At 71.9% G+C, this 17,964-nt stretch carries 18 protein-coding genes; 6 read left to right on the forward strand and 12 right to left on the reverse strand.

Annotated elements, in window-relative coordinates; translation table 11 throughout:
* From paaC to ACR2FV_RS10660, 4 genes are all read right to left on the reverse strand, one after another.
* The coding region (gene paaC / locus ACR2FV_RS10645; RefSeq protein WP_434015696.1) for a 1,2-phenylacetyl-CoA epoxidase subunit PaaC at positions 1-350 on the reverse strand (350 nt) is incomplete at its 3' end.
* 92 nt (positions 351-442) lie between these two features.
* On the reverse strand, positions 443-745 hold the full coding sequence (gene paaB / locus ACR2FV_RS10650; RefSeq protein WP_434015669.1) for a 1,2-phenylacetyl-CoA epoxidase subunit PaaB: 303 nt from the start codon (positions 743-745) through the stop codon (positions 443-445).
* Entirely contained in the window at positions 742-1,737 is a 996-nt protein-coding gene (paaA, locus tag ACR2FV_RS10655) for a 1,2-phenylacetyl-CoA epoxidase subunit PaaA (RefSeq protein ID WP_434015670.1), read from the reverse strand. The genes paaB and paaA overlap by 4 nt, the downstream gene beginning before the upstream one ends.
* 63 nt (positions 1,738-1,800) lie before the next feature.
* Positions 1,801-3,054 carry a glycoside hydrolase family 32 protein gene (locus tag ACR2FV_RS10660; protein ID WP_434015671.1) on the reverse strand — a complete coding sequence of 418 codons (1,254 nt, stop codon included), beginning with the start codon at positions 3,052-3,054 and terminating at the stop codon, positions 1,801-1,803.
* Between the two features lie 122 nt (positions 3,055-3,176).
* Here ACR2FV_RS10660 and ACR2FV_RS10665 point away from each other — a divergent pair, with 122 nt between their 5' ends.
* The 5 genes from ACR2FV_RS10665 (at position 3,177) to ACR2FV_RS10685 (ending at position 6,300) form a co-directional block, all read left to right on the forward strand.
* Positions 3,177-3,743 carry an N-acetyltransferase family protein gene (locus ACR2FV_RS10665; RefSeq protein WP_434015672.1) on the forward strand — a complete coding sequence of 189 codons (567 nt, stop codon included), beginning with the start codon at positions 3,177-3,179 and terminating at the stop codon, positions 3,741-3,743.
* Entirely contained in the window at positions 3,740-4,444 is a 705-nt protein-coding gene (locus ACR2FV_RS10670) for an AzlC family ABC transporter permease (protein WP_434015673.1), read from the forward strand. The genes ACR2FV_RS10665 and ACR2FV_RS10670 overlap by 4 nt, the downstream gene beginning before the upstream one ends.
* On the forward strand, positions 4,441-4,752 hold the full coding sequence (locus ACR2FV_RS10675) for an AzlD domain-containing protein (RefSeq protein ID WP_434015674.1): 312 nt from the start codon (positions 4,441-4,443) through the stop codon (positions 4,750-4,752). The genes ACR2FV_RS10670 and ACR2FV_RS10675 overlap by 4 nt, the downstream gene beginning before the upstream one ends.
* A 28-nt stretch (positions 4,753-4,780) precedes the next feature.
* Entirely contained in the window at positions 4,781-5,965 is a 1,185-nt protein-coding gene (locus ACR2FV_RS10680; protein ID WP_434015675.1) for a heparan-alpha-glucosaminide N-acetyltransferase domain-containing protein, read from the forward strand.
* A 155-nt stretch (positions 5,966-6,120) separates the two neighbouring features.
* A complete protein-coding gene (locus ACR2FV_RS10685) occupies positions 6,121-6,300 on the forward strand; it encodes a hypothetical protein (RefSeq protein WP_434015676.1) in 180 nt (59 codons plus the stop codon).
* 109 nt (positions 6,301-6,409) lie between these two features.
* Here the strand turns inward: ACR2FV_RS10685 and ACR2FV_RS10690 are convergent, their stop codons facing one another.
* Entirely contained in the window at positions 6,410-9,088 is a 2,679-nt protein-coding gene (locus ACR2FV_RS10690) for a polyribonucleotide nucleotidyltransferase (protein WP_434015677.1), read from the reverse strand.
* A 162-nt stretch (positions 9,089-9,250) separates the two neighbouring features.
* Positions 9,251-9,520, reverse strand: coding sequence for a 30S ribosomal protein S15 (gene rpsO, locus ACR2FV_RS10695; RefSeq protein ID WP_434015678.1), 270 nt, complete (start codon positions 9,518-9,520; stop codon positions 9,251-9,253).
* A 220-nt stretch (positions 9,521-9,740) separates the two neighbouring features.
* Between rpsO and ACR2FV_RS10700 the strand changes: the two genes are divergently transcribed.
* Positions 9,741-10,460, forward strand: coding sequence for a PIG-L deacetylase family protein (locus ACR2FV_RS10700; protein ID WP_434015679.1), 720 nt, complete (start codon positions 9,741-9,743; stop codon positions 10,458-10,460).
* A 4-nt stretch (positions 10,461-10,464) separates the two neighbouring features.
* On the opposite strand, the gene ACR2FV_RS10705 is transcribed toward ACR2FV_RS10700, so the two are convergent.
* From ACR2FV_RS10705 to mreC, 6 genes are read right to left on the reverse strand one after another with little or no spacing between them, the layout of a single operon-like run.
* Complete coding sequence (locus ACR2FV_RS10705) at positions 10,465-11,298, reverse strand: Fpg/Nei family DNA glycosylase (RefSeq protein WP_434015680.1); 834 nt, start codon at positions 11,296-11,298, stop codon at positions 10,465-10,467.
* Positions 11,299-11,354: 56 nt separating this feature from the next.
* Complete coding sequence (gene ppc, locus ACR2FV_RS10710) at positions 11,355-14,084, reverse strand: phosphoenolpyruvate carboxylase (protein ID WP_434015681.1); 2,730 nt, start codon at positions 14,082-14,084, stop codon at positions 11,355-11,357.
* Between the two features lie 33 nt (positions 14,085-14,117).
* The gene (locus ACR2FV_RS10715) at positions 14,118-14,642 is read right to left on the reverse strand and encodes a hypothetical protein (protein WP_434015682.1); all 525 of its coding nucleotides are present in this window, start codon (positions 14,640-14,642) and stop codon (positions 14,118-14,120) included.
* Positions 14,643-14,695: 53 nt separating this feature from the next.
* A complete protein-coding gene (gene mrdA / locus ACR2FV_RS10720; RefSeq protein WP_434015683.1) occupies positions 14,696-16,717 on the reverse strand; it encodes a penicillin-binding protein 2 in 2,022 nt (673 codons plus the stop codon).
* Positions 16,693-17,181, reverse strand: coding sequence for a rod shape-determining protein MreD (gene mreD / locus ACR2FV_RS10725; RefSeq protein ID WP_434015684.1), 489 nt, complete (start codon positions 17,179-17,181; stop codon positions 16,693-16,695). The genes mrdA and mreD overlap by 25 nt, the downstream gene beginning before the upstream one ends.
* Positions 17,178-17,960: a rod shape-determining protein MreC gene (mreC, locus tag ACR2FV_RS10730; protein WP_434015685.1), complete on the reverse strand. Its 783-nt coding sequence runs from the start codon at positions 17,958-17,960 to the stop codon at positions 17,178-17,180. Before mreC ends, mreD begins: the two co-directional genes overlap by 4 nt.
* Positions 17,961-17,964 lie beyond the last annotated feature (4 nt).

The following is a 17,964-nucleotide window of genomic DNA, read 5'->3' on the forward strand; positions in this document are numbered from 1 at the left end:
ACCCACTGCGCCGCGTGGTCGAGGTGGTAGGCGACCTCCTTGACGGCCTTGCCGGCAACGCCGGCGAGAGTCGCGTCGCTGCTGCGGGCGAGCCCGGCATACAGGTCGGCCTGCCAGGTCGCGAAGATCAGGAGGCGGGCCATGGTGACGCCGAAGTCGTCCTGCGGCCGCTCGACCAGGCAGACGTTGCGGAACTCACGCTCGTCGCGGAGATAGGCGAGGTCGTCCTCGCCGTGTCCGACGCCTTCCACCTGGCCGGCGTAGGCCAGCAGGGTGCGGGCCTGACCGAGCTGGTCGAGTCCGATGTTGGCGAGGGCCAGGTCCTCCTCGAGCTCGGGAGCCCGGCTGATTCACCAACCCATGCGCTGCGCGGAGATCAGCGCGTCGTCGGCCAGGCCGAGCACGTACCTGAAACGATCACCCGAAGAACTTCGTGGGGTGATCACAGATGATCCACGCCTTCGGGCACGTCGTAGAACGTCGGGTGGCGGTAGATCTTGTCGGCGGCGGGGTCGAAGAAGGAGCCTCGCTCGTCGGGGCTCGACGCCACGATCTGGGCGGCAGGCACCACCCACAGCGAGACCCCCTCGGAGCGCCGGGTGTAGACGTCGCGGGCGTTGCGCAGCGCCATCTCCGAGTCGGGGGCGTGCAGCGATCCGACGTGCACGTGCGAGAGGCCACGCCGCGACCGCACGAAGACCTCCCACAGCGGCCATCCGGACCGCTCGGCGGACGACCCGGTCATGCGGCGTCCCTGTTCGCGCGCTTCGACGCGTACGCCGTGGCGGCCTCGCGCACCCACGCGCCGTCGTCATGGGCGCGGACCCGGTGGGCCATCCGCTGCTCGTTGCAGGGGCCGTTGCCCTTGATCACCTCGCACAGCTCGGTGAAGTCCACCTCGCCGCAGTCGTAGTGACCGCGCTCGTCGTTCCAGCGGATGTCGGGGTCGGGCAGCGACAGCCCGAGCGCCGCCGCCTGCGGCACCGTCATGTCGACGAAGCGCTGGCGTAGGTCGTCGTTGGAGAAGCGTTTGATGCCCCACGCCATCGACTGGGCGGAGTTGGGAGAGTCGTCGTCGGGCGGACCGAACATCATCAGCGAGGGCCACCAGTAACGGTCGACGGCGTCCTGGGCCATCGCCCGCTGGGCCGACGTGCCGTGTCCGAGCGTGTGCAGGATCTCGAAGCCCTGGCGCTGGTGGAACGACTCCTCCTTGCACACGCGGACCATGGCGCGTGCATAAGGGCCGTAGGAGCAGCGGCACAGCGGCACCTGGTTGACGATGGCGGCCCCGTCGACCAGCCAGCCGATGGCGCCGACGTCGGCCCACGTGAGCGTCGGGTAGTTGAAGATGGAGGAGTACTTCTGGCGTCCGGTGTGAAGTGCATCGAGCAGGTCGGCACGGTCGACGCCGAGAGTCTCGGCCGCGGCGTAGAGGTAGAGCCCGTGGCCCGCCTCGTCCTGCACCTTGGCCATCAGGATCGCCTTGCGGCGCAAGCTGGGCGCCCGGCTGATCCAGTTGGCCTCGGGCTGCATGCCGATGATCTCGGAGTGTGCGTGCTGGGCGATCTGCCGGATCAGGGTCTTGCGGTAGTCCTGCGGCATCGCGTCTCGGGGCTCGATCCGCTGGTCGTCGCTGATCAGCCCGTCGAAGTACTCCTGCAGCGCGGTGGCGTAGTCGTCGGTCTCCGCCGCATTGAGCGGGGCCTCGTCGTGCCCGAAGTCATTGCCGTACATCTGCCCAGTATGCCGCATCCGGTGCCGCTTGTTACACCCTGACGTCGATACGCCTTCGAAGTGTCACAATCGCCACCACGACATCGTGCCGCTCTGCGCCACCGGGTAGCTGCCGTCAGCGCACGGGATCCGGCCGGCCCCGGCCGCGCCGTCGCTGAGCACCTCCAGAATTGCCTCGTCGACCACCACGCGTACCGCTGCGCCGACCGGCATCTCCCACGCCTGGTCTAGCACTCCTTCGGTGCGCATGTGCAGGAGACCGGCCCGCACCACAAGGACCGCCACTGGCCGATGCCGGGCATCGTGGATACGCACCTCCCCCGTGCCGTCCCGCGGCTCCCACTCCAGATCCCACGCAGGGCAGGCCACGCCGTCAGGGGCCGGCTCGCCGCGAGCCGCTGCCACGCTTGGATGCAGCGTCAGACTCAGTCGTCCCTCCGGCGCCGCGAGTCGCATGGGCAGGCTCATCGCGCCGGCCCACCCCCCGTCCTCACCCTCTTGGCTGCCCGCCTCGCGCAGCCAGGTCACCACGCTCACGGCACCGTCGGCATCGCGGAACGCCGAAGCCGCGTAGTGACTCGGACCGTAGGTCAGCTGCTGCCACCGCTCGACGTCCACGCGACCCTCGACATACCGGCCGAGCGCACCGGCGACGTGGTGCAGCTCGTCCTGGTGCCAGGCCGAGACGATCAGCGCGTGCCGGTCGCCGACCTGGACCAGCTGGGGGCACTCCCAGGCCGACCCCGTCCAGACCGGGTCGTGGTCGTCCACCGACCGACCGGCCAGCAGGCCGTCGTACTCCCAGCGGCGCAGGTCTGCGGAGACGAAGGTGAGCGCCGTCGCGGTGCCGTCGCGCAGCCCCGCGCCGACCAGCATCCGCCACAGGTCCCCGTCGCGCAGAACGAACGGGTCGCGAAAAGTTGCCAGCCCCAGATCCTCTGGCGGGCGCACCACGACGTCGCCCTTGCTCCAGTGGGTCCAGGTCGGATCGGGGTATGCCGTGCGCACCCGGCCCAGTCCCAGGTCCGGCAGGTCGACGGAGGTGTAGAACAGCGTGGTCGCGCCGTCGGCGTCGGTGACCACGCAGCCGGACCAGCAGCCGGCGTCCCCGTCACCGGGCGACAGCGCCACCGGCTGCTCGGTCCAGGTCAGCAGGTCGGGGCTGGTGGCGTGGGCCCAGTGACACTCCGGCGCCCACGCGCAGCCGTGCGGGTTGAACTGGACGAAGGCGTGATAGGCCCCGTCCCGGTAGGTGAGCCCGAGCGGGTCGTTGACCCAACCCGACACCGGAGCGAGATGGAGTCGGGGGCGGGACATGACAGCTCCTCATCGACGCGGACGCACGGTGTGCAGTCTCCCCCATCGGCCCCTCAGGCCACTCGATGCCGCTGCCGGCCCGCATCGTGGGAGCCGTGCAGCGCGGGTGGGAGGATGGGCCGGTGAGCGAGCCGCATACCCACGCCCCCGGACCGCTGGCCGACGCAAGCGTGCGCACCGCCCGCCCCACCGACGCACCGGCCATCGGCGCGGTGCAGGCCACCGTGTTCCGCGCCGAGTATGCCGAGGTGCTGGCGCAGGATGTCCTGGACCAGCTCGAGGGGCCCCGCTTCGCCCAGGTCTGGCGGCGCTCCCTCGAACAACCACCCACGACCACCCACCGGGTGCTGGTCGCCTGCGCCGGTGACCAGGTGGTCGGCTTCGCGGCGCTGGCGCCCGGCGCCGACGACGACCCGGCTGCGCCCGGCCAGGCCGGGGAGATCCTGGTCCTCGCGGTGCACCCGGAGGCCCGACGGCAGGGCCACGGGTCCCGGCTGCTCAACGCCGTCGCCGACACCCTGCGGGCACAAGACCTGGCTGCCGTGCTGGCCTGGGTGCCGGCAACGGCCGAGGCCACCCGCGGGTTCCTGTCCCTCGGCGGGCTGGACCCGGACGGCGCCTGGCGGGACCGGGTCGTCGGCAGCGATGAGCAGACCCTGCGGGAGGTCCGCGTCTGGGCCGCGCTGTGAGCCCTCCCCCGCCGCTGACCCGGACCCGGGACCACCCGGCGGTCCGCCAGGCGCTGGCGGTGGGGCTGGCGACGGGCGCCTACGGCGTCAGCTGCGGGGCACTCGGCGTGGCCGCCGGGCTGAGCGTCTGGCAGACGGTGCTCACCTCCCTGCTGGTCTTCAGCGGCGGCTCGCAGTTCGCCTTCTTCGGGGTGATCGGTGCCGGAGGCACTCCGGCGGCGGCCGTCGCCACCTCCGGTCTGCTGGGCGTGCGCAACGGGATCTACGGTCTGCAGGTCGTGCAGCTGCTGGGCGTGCGCGGCTGGCGTCGCCTGCTCGCTGCGCACTGGACCATCGACGAGTCCACCGCGGTGGCCATCGGCCAGCCGGATCTGCGCGCGGCCCGGCTGGGCTTCTGGGTCACCGGGGCCACGATCTTCACGTTGTGGAACCTGACCACCCTGGCCGGTGCGCTGGCCGGGGAGGCGATGGGCGACCCGCGGACCTACGGCCTCGACGCCGCCGCGGCCGCCGCCTTCGTCGCGCTGCTCTGGCCCCGGCTGCAGGGCCGCGACCCCCTTGCCACCGCGGCGGTCGCCGTGCTGCTGACGGTCCTGATCGCGCCCGTAGCGCCACCCGGAGTGCCGGTGCTGGTCGCCGCGACCGCTGCGCTGGCCGTCGGCGTGCTGCGGATGCGGCGCACCTCGGTGCTGACGCCGTGACCCTGTGGATCGCCGTCCTGGCCGCGTGCCTGGTGTCCTACCTGCTCAAGCTCTCCGGGCACCTGGTGCCCCAGCGGGTGCTCGAGCGACGTGCGGTGGCGCAGATCAGTCCGCTGCTGCCGGTGGCGCTGCTCAGCTCGCTGGTGGTGACCCAGGCGCTGCTGACCGATGTCGGGACCCTCACGCTGGACGCGCGGGCAGCGGGGGTCGGCGTGGCCGTGGCTGCCCTGCTGCTGCGGGCACCGTTCCTGGTCGTCGTCGTGCTGGCCGCGCTCACCGCCGCCCTGACCCGCCTGTTCACCGGTTGATGGCCATGGGCCTGAGGCAAGGCGGACCATGACCCACGCGGTGGCGACCAGCGCGAGGAGGATCGACGGCGGCCGCATCGTGGGCGTCGACGTCGCCCGGGCGGTCGCCCTGCTGGGCATGATCGTCGCGCACACCATGGACCGGACGGACGACACCGCGTCCGTGGGCGTCGACCCGCTCCTCCAGCTCGTGGCCGGCCGCTCCTCGGCGCTGTTCGCGGTGCTGGCCGGGGTGTCCATCGCCCTGCTGACCCAGGACGCCCGGCGGTCGACCGAGCCGGGCCGGCGCACGGCATACCGCTGGCAGGTCCTCACCCGCGCGCTGCTGCTCGCCCTCCTCGGACTGCTCCTCGGGCTGGCCGGGTCGGGTGTGGCGGTCATCCTGACCTACTACGGCCTGCTCTTCGTGCTCGCGCTGCCGGTGCTGGCCTGGGGGGCCCGACGGCTGGCGCTGCTCGCGCTGGGCTGGGGGCTGCTGAGCCCGGTGCTCAGCACCCTGCTGCGGCCCGTCCTGCCCGACCCGACCCGGATCGTGCCGTCGCCGCTGTCGCTCGCCGACCCGCTGCAGCTGCTGAGCGAGCTGGCGGTGACCGGCTACTACCCCGTCCTCACCTGGGGGACGTACCTGTTCGCCGGTATGGCGCTGGGTCGGCTGGACCTGCACCGGCCCCGGACAGGTTGCGCCCTGGTGCTGGGCGGGGCGCTGCTGAGCGTCGCAGCCCTCGCGGTGTCTGCCCTGGTCACCCGATCCTCGGGAGTGCGCGACGCGCTGCTGCCGACCTCGGCTGCAGACACGTGGCCGGCCCTGGAGACGACCCTGCGATCGGGCATGTTCGGCACGTTCCCGCTCGGCTCCTGGTGGTGGTTGCTGGTGTGGTCGCCACACACCGGCAGCGTCGTCGACCTGGTCCACACGACCGGGACCGCCGTGCTGGTGCTCGGGCTGTGCCTGCTGGTGACCGGTCGCTCTGCCAGAGCCGGGCGTACCTGGCAGATCGCCTTCGGTGCAGGCACGATGACCCTGACCCTCTACTCCCTGCACGTCCTGATGCTCGGCGCCTCCGCTGCGCTGCCGGTGTTGCACGGGACGGTGCTCAACGTGGTGGTCGTCCTCTGGCTCGGCGCCCTCGCCGCGATCGCCCAGGCCCCGGGGCCGCTGGAGCAGCTGGTGAGCCGAGCCTCGCGCGGCGTCGCCCGCGCGCTCACCCGCTGACCCGCGCCCCACCGATATGCGCTCCACCCGCACGTTCGCCGGGCACAACCGCGCGCACAACGGTCACGGGGTGAGCGCCGATGTGCGCGTCGACCAGCGAAAGCGACTTTCCCATGTACCCTAGGTAAACATTGGGTGAACGGGAGGTGGACACCATGGGTCAAGTACGAACGCTACGCAAGGGCGCGACGCCACAGAGTGGGCGGCCGGCCGTCCTGAGCTGGATCCCCGTGCTCGGGCCGGACGGACGGGTGCGCATGGAGATGCTCTGGCAGGTCGGGGAGCGCAGGACCGATGCGTCGCAGGCGGCGCCGGCGACGGCTGCGGTGGCCTGAGGCTCGGGTCGCCACGCAGGCCCGGGTGGGGCTGCGGACGGTCGGCGGAGCACAGCGCGAAGGCCGGACCCCGGGATGGGGTCCGGCCTTCGGCGTGTGTGTCGGCCGCTCAGGCGCGCTCGTCGCCACCCGTGGCGTCGGCGCTCTGCTCGGTGGAGCCGTTGCCGCCACCGTGGCCGCGACCGCGTCCACGGCGTCGCCGGTTGCGACGGGGCCGGTCGCCACCCTCGCTGTCACCCGAGCCGCCCTCGGAGTCGCCTGAGCCACGCTCGGCGTCACCGGCGGACCCCGACGCGGCTGCGTCAGGATCGACAACCGGCACCTCGGCCGCCTCATCCGGCACCGACGGGGCCCCCGGTGCGGCCCCAGCGTCGCCCGAGCCGGCCTCGGCGTCGCTCGAAGCAGCCCCGGCATCGCGCGGGTCGGCCCCGGCGTCGCCGGAGTCCGCAGCGTCCCCGGTGCTCTGCGCACCGAAGTCGGCGGGAGCCGCGGAGGCAGCCTCCACCGGTGTGGACGCGCCCGGAGCCTGCTCGTGGTCCCGGGAGTCGCCGGAGCCCTCGGGCACCGCGGCGAGGGAGAGCTTTCCGCGCGGGTCGATCTCCTTGAGCTCCACCTGCACCTTCTGGCCCACCGCCAGCACATCCTCGACCGCGTCGATGCGCTTGCCACCGACGAGCTTGCGGATCTCGGAGATGTGCAGCAGCCCGTCCTTACCGGGCAGCAGCGAGACGAACGCACCGAACGTCGTGGTCTTGACCACGGTGCCCAGGAAGCGCTCGCCGACCTCCGGCATCTGCGGGTTGGCGATCGCGTTGACCGCCGCCCGCGCCGCCTCGGCCGAGGGGCCGTCGGTCGCGCCGATGTAGACGGTGCCGTCGTCCTCGATCGAGATGTCGGCGCCGGTGTCCTCCTGGATCTGGTTGATCATCTTGCCCTTGGGGCCGATGACCTCACCGCTCTTGTCGACGGGGACCTTGACGCTGATGACGCGAGGAGCGAAGGGGCTCATCTCGTCGGGCGCGTCGATGGCCTCGGTCATCACGTCCAGGATGTGCATCCGCGCATTCTTGGCCTGCGTCAGCGCGCTGCCGAGCACCGAGGCGGGGATGCCGTCGAGCTTGGTGTCGAGCTGGATCGCGGTGACGAACTCCCGGGTGCCGGCGACCTTGAAGTCCATGTCACCGAAGGCGTCCTCGGCTCCCAGGATGTCGGTCAGCGCGGCGTATGCGGTCTGGGTGGTCCCGTCCTCGTTCGTGACCTGGTCGGAGACCAGGCCCATCGCGATGCCCGCGACCGGCGCCCGCAGCGGGACACCGGCGTTCCACAGCGACATCGTGGACGCACACACCGAGCCCATCGAGGTCGAGCCGTTGGAGCCCAGTGCCTCGGACACCTGGCGGATGGCGTAGGGGAAGTCCTCCCGCGAGGGCAGCACCGGCATGAGAGCCCGCTCGGCGAGCGCGCCGTGACCGATCTCGCGGCGTTTGGGCGACCCGACGCGGCCGGTCTCCCCGGTGCTGAACGGCGGGAAGTTGTAGTTGTGCATGTAGCGCTTGCGCTTGACCGGCGACAGCGTGTCCAGCATCTGCTCCATGCGCAGCATGTTGAGGGTGGTGACCCCCATGATCTGGGTGTCGCCGCGCTCGAAGATCGCCGAGCCGTGGGCCCGGGGGATCACCTCGACCTCGGCGGACAGGGCCCGGATGTCGGCCAGGCCGCGACCGTCGATGCGCACCTTGTCGCGCAGGATGCGCTGGCGGATCAGCTTCTTCTGCACCGCGCGGTAGGCCGCGGACAGCTCCTTGTCGCGACCGGCGAAGGGCCCGTCGCTGCCGTCACCGTTGCCGGCCAGGGCGGCCTTCATTGCGTTCTTGATCTCATCGATCCGGGACTCACGCTCGCCCTTGGCCGAGATCTGCAGTGCTTCGGTGAGCGGCTGGGTGACCTCGGACTCGACGGCCGCATGGGCGTCGTCCTGGTAGTCCAGGAAGCGCGGGAACTCCTGCACCTCCTTGGCGGAGCCGGCGGCCATCTGCGCCTGCGCGGCGCACAGGCTGGCGATGAAGGCCTTGGAGGCTTCGAGGCCCTGGGCCACGACCTCCTCGGTCGGCGCCTGCTTGCCCTGATGGTTGACCAGGTCCCAGGTGGACTCGGTGGACTCGGCCTCGACCATCATGATCGCGACATCATCCTTTCCCTCGGCGTCCTGCCCCACGACCCGGCCGGCGACGACCATGTCGAAGGTCGAGCGCTCGGCGTCGGCGAAGTCGGGGAACGCGACCCACTGACCGTCGATCAGGGAGACCCGCACGGCGCCGATCGGACCGCTGAACGGCAGCCCGGAGATCTGGGTGGAGGCCGACGCGGCGTTGATGGCCAGCACGTCGTACTGGTGCTCGGGGTTGAGCGAGAGCACGCTGATGACGACCTGCACCTCGTTGCGCAGCCCGGAGACGAAGCTCGGGCGCAGCGGCCGGTCGATCAGTCGGCAGGTCAGGATGGCGTCGGTCGAGGGCCGGCCCTCGCGACGGAAGAAGCTACCGGGGATCTTGCCCGCGGCATACATCCGCTCCTCGACGTCGACGGTCAAGGGGAAGAAGTCGAAGTGGTCCTTGGGGTGCTTGCCCGCCGTGGTGGTGGACAGCAGCATGGTCTCGTCGTCCAGGTATGCGGTGACCGAGCCACCGGCCTGCCTGGCGAGTCGTCCGGTCTCGAACCGGACGGTGCGGGTGCCGAAGCTGCCGTTGTCGATGCTGGCTTCGGCGAAGGTGATCTCTGGACCCTCCATGGGTCCTCCTTTTCTGTCAATGCTCGGTCCGGGGCATCGTCGTTGTGCCCGGCCGTCTCTCTGGGTGGGCCGCGCCGAGCGGCGCGGACCGGTGACGGGTGAGCCCCGTCATACACAAAGGAGCGACCCCCGGACGTCCGGGAGTCGCTCCCCTGCGAAGCTTCAGCGGCGCAGGCCCAGGCGCTTGATCAGCGCGCGGTAGCGCTCGACATCGGTCTCCTGCAGGTAGCGCAGGAGACGCTTGCGGCGTCCGACGAGCAGCAGCAGTCCACGACGGCTGTGGTGGTCGTGCTTGTGCTCCCGGGAGTGCTCGGTGAGGTCGCGGATGCGTTGGGTCAGCAGCGCGACCTGCACCTCCGGCGAACCGGTGTCGCCCTCGGTGGTGGCGTAGTCCGTCATGATCTGCTTCTTCACTGCAGTGTCCAGCCCCATGGGCGACTCCTTCTTGTCGTTGCGCGGCGCACCTGGGCATGTCCACCAGGGCTCTATCGAATCCGCGGCCGTTCGTACGGCACCGATCAGGCTATCAGCGGGGTCGCCCGCACCCCTAATCTCCACCCCCAGCCACTTGTGCTCACCTGCAGCGCCGTACATGACGCTGGAGGTCGGCTTAAGGGCTGGGGGTAGGCGATGACATGGCACAGTGGCCGGTATGACGCTCCCTTCCTTCCCCGAGGACTGGCAGACCGCGCTGTGCGTGGCCGCCCACCCCGACGACCTGGAGTACGGTCTGGCCGCGGCGGTGGCGCGCTGGACCGCGCAGGGCAAGACGGTGACCTACCTGCTGGCCACGCGTGGAGAAGCCGGCATCGATGGCATGCAGCCCGACGAGGCCGGCCCCGTCCGGGAGCAGGAGGAGCGCGACGGGGCCGCCCACGTCGGCGTCGAGATCGTCGACTTCCTCGAGCTGCAGGACGGTGCCGTGGAGTACGGCCTACCCCTGCGCCGGGCGATCGCCGCGCAGATCCGACGCCGGCAGCCCGACCTCGTGCTGTCGCTGACCCACCGGGAGGTGTTCGCCGGCGGTGGGCTCAACCAGGCCGACCATCGAGCCGTGGGGCTTGGGACCTTGGACGCCTGCGCTGACGCGGGCAACCGGTGGATCTTCACCGACCTGGTCGACGAGGGTCTGCGACCGTGGCCCGGCGTGCGGTGGTTCGGCTTCTCCGGTTCGGCACAGGCGACGCACACCGTCGACGTCACCGACACCTTCGCCGACGGGGTTGCCTCGCTGCAGGCCCACCGGCAGTACCTCGATGCCCTGGGGACCGACTACCCCGCTCCCGACGCGCTGCTCGAGATGATCCTGGGCACCCACGACGACCCCGACCTCGGCGACTACACGGTGCGCCTGGAGGCCTTCCAACGCTGAGCCTTCAGGTGCGGCGCTGACAGTTGGCGCACCAGAAGAGGTTGCGCCCGGCCACCACCGCCATGCGGATGGTCGAGCCGCAGCGCCGACACTCCTGGCCGGTGCGCTTGTAGGCGTAGTAGCGCCGCCGACCGGGCCGCGGTGAGACTCCCCGGGCCAGCTGGTCCTCGACCTTGGCGACCTGCGCCTCCTCGGTCACGATCTGTCCCGTGGCCACGCCGAGGGGCATCAGCCGCACCAGGTCCTCCCAGATTGCGTGCCAGGTGGCGCGCTTGAGCCGGCTGCCCGCATACAGCGGCGCGACCCGATGCCGGAAGAGCACCTCGCTGCGATAGACGTTGCCGACACCGGCCAGGATCTTCTGGTCCATCAGCAGGTCGGCGATGCTGCGCACGCTCCGGTGGATCCTCGCCCAGGCTCGGTCCGGGTCGGCCTCATCGGGTCGCAACGGGTCCGGCCCTTGGGCGGCGATCACCTCCTCGACCTCCTCCGGGGTCCGGGTGGCGCAGACGATCGGGCCACGCAGGTCGGCGACGTGCTCGGGCGTGGCCAGCCGCAGCCGCACGGCCCCGCGGACCGGCGGCGACGACATACCGTCGGGCACGGCACTCACGGTGAACTTGCCGATCAGGCCCAGGTGTACGTGCAGGCGCCGCTCGGCCGAGAAGTCGATGAGCAGGTGCTTGCCCCAGGCGTCGGCCCGCAGCAAGGTGTGCCCCTCCAGCAGCTCCGCGCCGTCGGCGAAGCGCCCTTGGGGACTGCTGACCTGCGGGGTCGTCCCGGCGAATGCGGCAGACAGGTCGGCCGCGAGCCGGTGGATGGTGTGGCCTTCGGGCATGCGCAGATGCTCTCAGGTGGCCCACTCCTGCCTCGCGCCTGGGCAGGAGGGGCCGGTCAGCCGGTGTTGCGCAGACCCGCGGAGACGCCGTTGACGGTGATCAGCAGGGCTCGCTGCAACTCGGCCTCGTCCGGCCCCTCGCCGTTGCTGCGTAGCCGGCGCAGCAGCTCGACCTGCAGGTAGGAGATGGGGTCGAGGTACTGGTCGCGCACGGCGAGGGAGCGCTGCAGGATCGGCTCGTCGTCGAGCAGGTCGGTCTCGCCGGTCAGCGCGCGCACTTCCGCCACGGTCAGCTCGAACTCGGCCCGGATGTCGGCGAAGAGATGTTGCAGCTCATCGGGCACCAGGGTCGCGACGTAGTGCGCCGCGATGTCCAGGTCGGTCTTGGCCAGGGTCATCTCGACATTGGAGATGACGGCGCGGAAGAAGTGCCACTCGCGCAACATCTCCTCCAGCGTGTCGCCGTGTCCCGCCTCGCGCGCCGCCCGCAGACCGGAGCCCACGCCATACCAGCCGGGCACGATCTGGCGGGTCTGCGTCCAGCCGAACACCCACGGGATCGCCCGCAGCCCTTCGAGCCCCTTGTCGCTGTCCGGGCGCTTGCTGGGCCGGGAGCCGATGTTGAGGGCGCCGAGCTGGTCCACCGGGGTGGCGGCGACGAAGTAGGCCGGCAGGTCGGGGTCGTCGACCAGGCGCCGGTATGTCGTGAAGGCCGCGTCAGAGGCCAGGTCCATCACGTCGCCCCACGCCTGGATCTGCTCGGCCGAGGAGCGCGCGTCGCGGTGCAGCGCGGTGGCCCGCAGCACCGCGGCGACGGACAGCTCGAGGTTCTCCCGGGCCAGCGCGGGCAGCGAGTACTTGTCGGAGATGACCTCACCCTGCTCGGTGAACTTGATCTCCCCCTCCAGGACCCCGGGTGGCTGGGCCAGGATGGCCTCGTAGGTCGGCCCGCCACCCCGGCCGACGGAGCCGCCGCGACCGTGGAAGAGCCGCAGCCGCACCACGTGCCGGGCGGCCACGTCGCGCAGCGCCCGCTGCGCCTGGTGGATGCCCCACTGGCTGGTCAGCACCCCGGCCTGCTTATTGGAGTCGGAGTAGCCGAGCATGACCTCCTGCACGTCGCCGCGCAGCGAGACCAGCCGCCGGTATGCCGGGTCGCGCAGCATCGCGTCGACCAGCCCGGCCGCACCGCGCAGCTCGTCGATGGTCTCCAGCAACGGTGCGAACCCGACGTGGGCGAAGGCACCCTCGCCGTGCAGGTCGAGCAGACCCGCCTCCCGGGCCAGCACCGCGGCGGCCAGCACGTCGTCGGGGCCCCTGGTCATCGAGATGATGTAGGTCTCGATGACCTCGGGCCCGTAGCTGGCGATCGCGTGCCGGATCTCGTCGAAGACCGCAAGGGTCTGCTCGCGTGGGGCCGCGGCGGTGAGCAGCGGGCGACGGGAGTCCAGCTCGCCGGCCAGCAGCTGCATACGTGCCGTCTTGTCCAGCTCGGCATAGGCGTCGGTGGCGCCCGCGGCCTCCAGCATCGGCGCGAGGGCCTCGTGGTGCTTCTCGGCGTGCTCGCGAACGTCGAGGGTGGCCAGATGCAGACCTGTCCCGGCGAGGGTCTGCGCCGCCTGGGCCAGCAGCCCGTCGGCGACGAGCTCGCCGCCGTTGCCGCGCAGGGAGTCGCCGATCACCTGCAGGTCCGCCACCAGCTCAGCGGCCTGCGCGTAGTCGCGGCCGGGCTCGTGGACGGTGCCGGCCTCGACCCGGCGGCGGGTGTTGAGCAGCTTGGCACGCACGCAGGTCAGCTTGAGCCGGTAGGGCTCGGCGGCGTTGAGCTCCTTGACCCGCGGGTCCAGACCCGGCAGGTGAGCCAGGTCGCGGTCCAGCGACTCCTGCAGATGCGGGGACACCTGCACGATGACCGTCGAGCTGGAGATGCGGGAGATCAGCACGTCGACCAGGCGCAACGCCACCGTCACGGCGTGCTGGTGGTGCAGCCGCAGCACGTCGGCCGTGACCTGGGGGGTGACGAACGGGTTGCCGTCGCGGTCTCCGCCGATCCAGGACCCGAAGCGCACCGGTGGGCGCGCCGTGTGCAGCGGCGCGCCGTGCTGGCCCATCAGCTCGCCGAGATCACCGAGCAGCCTCGGCACGGTCTCGGCGAGCACCTCGTCGAGGTAGTACATCGCGTTGCGCGCCTCGTCCATGGGGGTCGGCCGGGCCTGGCGCAGCTCATCGGTCTGCCAGATCAGGTCGACCAGCTCGGCGAGCCGGCGGTCCTGACGGCGCCGAGCCACGGTCTCCGGTGCGGTGTCGCGGGCGAGCTCGTCGGACAGGTGCCGGATCTTGGTCAGCACCGAGCGACGGCTGGCCTCGGTCGGGTGGGCGGTGAAGACCGGGCGCACGTCGAGCTCGGCGACGGCGTCGGAGAGCAGCTGCGGGCCGCCTGCCTCCACGATGTCGGTGACCGCGCTGGTCAGCCAGCCCTGCGACTCCTCTCGGGCGCTCAGCACGCGCACCCGGTGCACCTGCTCGGCGGCGTTGGCCAGGTGGAAGTAGGCCGCGAAGGCACGCACCAGGTCGGTGGCCTGGTCCAGCGGCAGCCCGGCCAGCAGCTCCCGCACCTGCTCGGCGGCCCCGGCCTCGCCCGACTTGCCGTCCTTGGTCATGGTGCGCACCTGCTCGACCCGGTCGAGCAGGTGCTGTCCGTGGTGGCGCACCAGCGACTGGCCGAGCAGGGTGGACACGCGGCGCACGTCGGCGCGCAGCTCGGGGCTGATCGGATCCGTGGTCACCCGCAGAACCCTACCGAGACGCTTGTTTCGCCGTTATTGCGAACTGGCCCGGTCACGCGGTTCCAGCACGTGCCGCTTCTTGCCCACCGGCTCGTTGACGATCAGTGCGATCCGTTGGTCAGCGGCGAAGGGCTCGGTCGCCCAGACTCGCCCCGGGGAGGGCGGCGCTGACCCGAGCGGGAGGACCACCGGCCATTCCAGGACCTGACCCGCGCCGGCGACCCGGACGATGCTGGTGCGCCCTGGTCCGATCGCGGACTGCGCGTCGAGCAGCCGCACCCGGCGCAGCGTCTGCGTGCGGCGCAGCTGGCCGATCGTGCCGAACCACCACTGGGAGGCAGCCACCGCCGGTCCGACCAGCAGGAAGGGGACCGAGATCGTCCACACCGAGCCCCACGAGTCACCCTGTGCCCACACCCGCCACCCGGTCAGCAGCAGGGGAAGCGCCACCGAGACGGTCAGCGCCCCGAGGATGAGGAACAGCCTCATCCGGGTGCGCCAGGCACGGAACTTCCGCCACGCCCATTGCTGGTCTCGAGGTGACCCAGGCGGCGCCATCGGGCCAGTCTACGAGCCGGCCTGCGGCGCGGGTATGTCGAGGCGCCGGGCCCTCACTGCGCCGGCAGCGTGCGCAGCAGGTCCCAGATCGAACGGGCCGCGGGGGCGGCGATCTCGCCGCCGATGCCACCCTGCTCGAGGACCACGACCACGGCATACCGCGGGTCGTCGGCCGGGCCGTAGGAGGCGTACCAGCCGGTGGACCGGCGCCCGAACGACTCGGCCGACCCGGTCTTGCCGGCCACCGGGTAGGTGTCGAGGTCGAAGCCCGCGAAGGCCGGGGCGCCGGTGCCACGGACGTTCACGCCCTCCAGGCCGTCCCGCAGGATCTGCCAGGTCGCCTCCTCCAGGAACACCTGTCCCGACTTCTCGGGCGCGAAGTCCTCGACCACGTCGCCCTCAACGCTCAGCAGGGCGTCCGCGACCTGTGGTGTCCACAACGTCCCGCCGTTGGCGACCGCGGCATACACCACCGCCATCTGCAACGGGGTGGCGGCGACGTCGCCCTGCCCGATCGCGAAGTTGGCGGCGTCCCCTGCGCGGTACTGGTAACCCTCGGCGCAGCTCTCGCGGGCCAGCTGCTCCAGGAAGCGCCGCCGCTGCGCGTCGCTCTCCTGCGGGTAGCCGGACTCGGCCCGCGCGCACGCGTCGTCCCGGGTCGCCTCCCAATAGGCCCGCTTCCACTCGCGGCCAGGCACCACCCCCGGGGTCTCGCCGGGCAGGTCGATGCCGGTGCGGCTGCCGAGCCCGAAGTCCTGCGAGAGCAACACCCAGGGGTCGCGCAGATCCGCGGTCTGGCTCAGCCCACCCAGGGCGCGCCAGTTGTCGAACGCCCAGCGGTAGAAGACGGTGTCACAGGAGACCTCGATGGCCCGGCGCAGGTCCAGGCTGCCCAGGTCGCGGGACTTGAAGTTGCGGAACGTCTGCCCCGCGATCTGCACACTGCCGGGGCAGGCGTACTTTTTGTCCGGATCGATCCCCGACTGGATGGCCGCGGGCAGCGAGATGACCTTGTAGGTCGAGGCCGGCGGGAAGGTCTCCCCCAGCACCCGGTTGACCAGCGGCTCACCACCGTCGGGTGAGCTCAGCCGGTCCAGCTGGTCCTGGGTCACGCCGTCGATCCAGATCTGCGGGTCATAGCTGGGCCAGCTGGCCGCGGCGACCACTCCCCCGGTGCGCACGTCGAGCACGACCGCAGCGGCGGAGTCCGGCGGCGAGTCGTCGGCTCGAGCCTGTCGGACGGTCCGAGCCAGGACCCGCTCGACGTGCGCCTGCACAGCCGGTTGCACGTGGGTGCGCAGGTCCAGCCCGCGTTGCGGGGCGGTGCTGGTCACGGTGCCGGTGACGACGCCCCGCGGGTCGACACTCAGCGTGCTGCGCCCGGGTGTGCCGCGCAGCTGCTCGTCGTAGACCGCCTCCAGACCGGTCCGGCCGACCAGGTCACCTGCGCTCAGGCTCCCGTCGGCGGCGTCGACCTCGGCACGGGTCGGGCGGCCGAGGTAGCCGAGCACGTGAGCGGCGTTGATCTCAGACACCGGGTGGCTGCGCACGGGGACCGCGCTGAGGGTGAGGCCGGGGTAGTCCTCGGGGTGCTCCAGGACGCCGAGCGCCGTGACCGGGTCGACGTCATAGGCCACCGGTATCGGCTGGTAGGGCGAGCCGCTGAAGCACGAGGGGACCGGCGGGGCACCGGCGGTGCCGCACAGGCGGGTGCGACCCCATACCCGGTCGGGCTCCAGTCCCAGCTCCCGGGCGGCGGCGGCGAGCAGCGCCCGGCCCTCGTCCGGCGACTCCAGCAGCACCTGCGGGTCCATCGTCAGCACCGACGAGGGCTCGTTGCTCACCAGCGGCGTGCCGTCGAGGCCCAGGATGCGCCCGCGCACGGCAGGGGCCAGCGACTCCCGAGTGTTCACCTGGTCGGCCAGCGCCGAGAGCTCGGCCCGCTCCACCACCTGCCACTGCACGAGCCGCCCGATCAGCAGCCCGCCCAGCACGAGCACGACGCCCACGAGGCTCCAGATGGCGCGGACCCCCATGGGCCGGCGGCCGGCTACCCCCACGACCGGCTCACCCACCAACGCTCCAGGCGCACCAGTGCAGGCAGCAACAGGACCACCGCGACCATGGTGACCAGCAGAGTCCAGCCGAGCTGGTGGAGATCGGCCCGACCGAAGCCCGCGGCCGAGGTCACGGCCCGCACCGCGAGCAGCGCTACCGCGGCGGCGCCGGTGACCGCGAAGGGCACCAACGGCGACCACCCGGCATACCGTCGGGTCGTGCCGACCAGGGCACCCGCCGCCAGGTAGGCCAGGGCCGTGGAGCCCAGCGGCCCGCTGCCGGGCGGCACCAGGTCGAGCAGCCACCCGCCGAACAGCCCCACCAGGGCACCCGTGGCCGGACCGTGGATCAGGGCTGCCGCGGCGACGATGACGAGCACGAGGTCGGGCCGCGCCGGCAGGGCGTCGGGCAGCAGGACGGGCACCAGCACCGCGGCCAGCAGCAGGACCGCGCGGGCGACCAGACGTGGGAGGAGCCTCATCCCGGCCCCTGAAGCACGACGACATGGTCAAGGGAGTCGAGGTCGACAACGGGCCGCAGCACCGCCGTGCGTCCCAGCTGGCCGACGTCCGGGTCGACGGCGATGATGGCGCCCACGGGCACATCGGCGACATACGGCCGACCACCGGGACTGCCGATGGTCTGCACCTGGTCGCCGACCGCGACGGGGGTCTCGCCCAGCGCCGTCAGCGTCAGCTCGCCGGTCCGGCGCGCCGGCAGACCGGGCTGCTCCTCGGCGCTGAGCACACCCAGCGCCCGCTCCGGTCCGTAGCGGACACCCACCACCACTGCCGGGTCTCCGAGCAGCAGGATGTCGCTGGTCTGCGCGTGCACCCGCAACACCCGCCCGACCAGACCCTGCGCCGTGACCACCGTGTCGTCGGGTCGGACCCCGGCATCCCGGCCCTCGTCGATGGTCAGCTCCCGGACCCCGACCGGGCTTGTTGCGGCGGGAAGTCCCACGACGCGTGCGGTGACGACGGCCGCACCGCTGCCGATCATCTGCTCCCCGGCGCCCCGGCTCTCTGCGGCCGTGGCCAGCTCGTCGCGCTCGGCCTCGGCGCGCTGCAACCGCACGGCCAGCTCGTCACGCTCGGCGCGCAGCCGGTCCCCCTCGGGACCCCAGCCGAGCTGCTGCTGCACCGGGGACACTGCCTGCGCCGCCACCGCCCGCAGCGGCGCGGTCCACGACGGCCGAGCCAGGTCGACCAGCAGCACGAGCACGGTCGCGGCGACGAGCACCTGAAGGAGACGACGCATGGAC

Origin of the sequence: Ornithinimicrobium sp. (assembly GCF_051004135.1) — a bacterium.
Taxonomy (GTDB): domain Bacteria; phylum Actinomycetota; class Actinomycetes; order Actinomycetales; family Dermatophilaceae; genus Ornithinicoccus.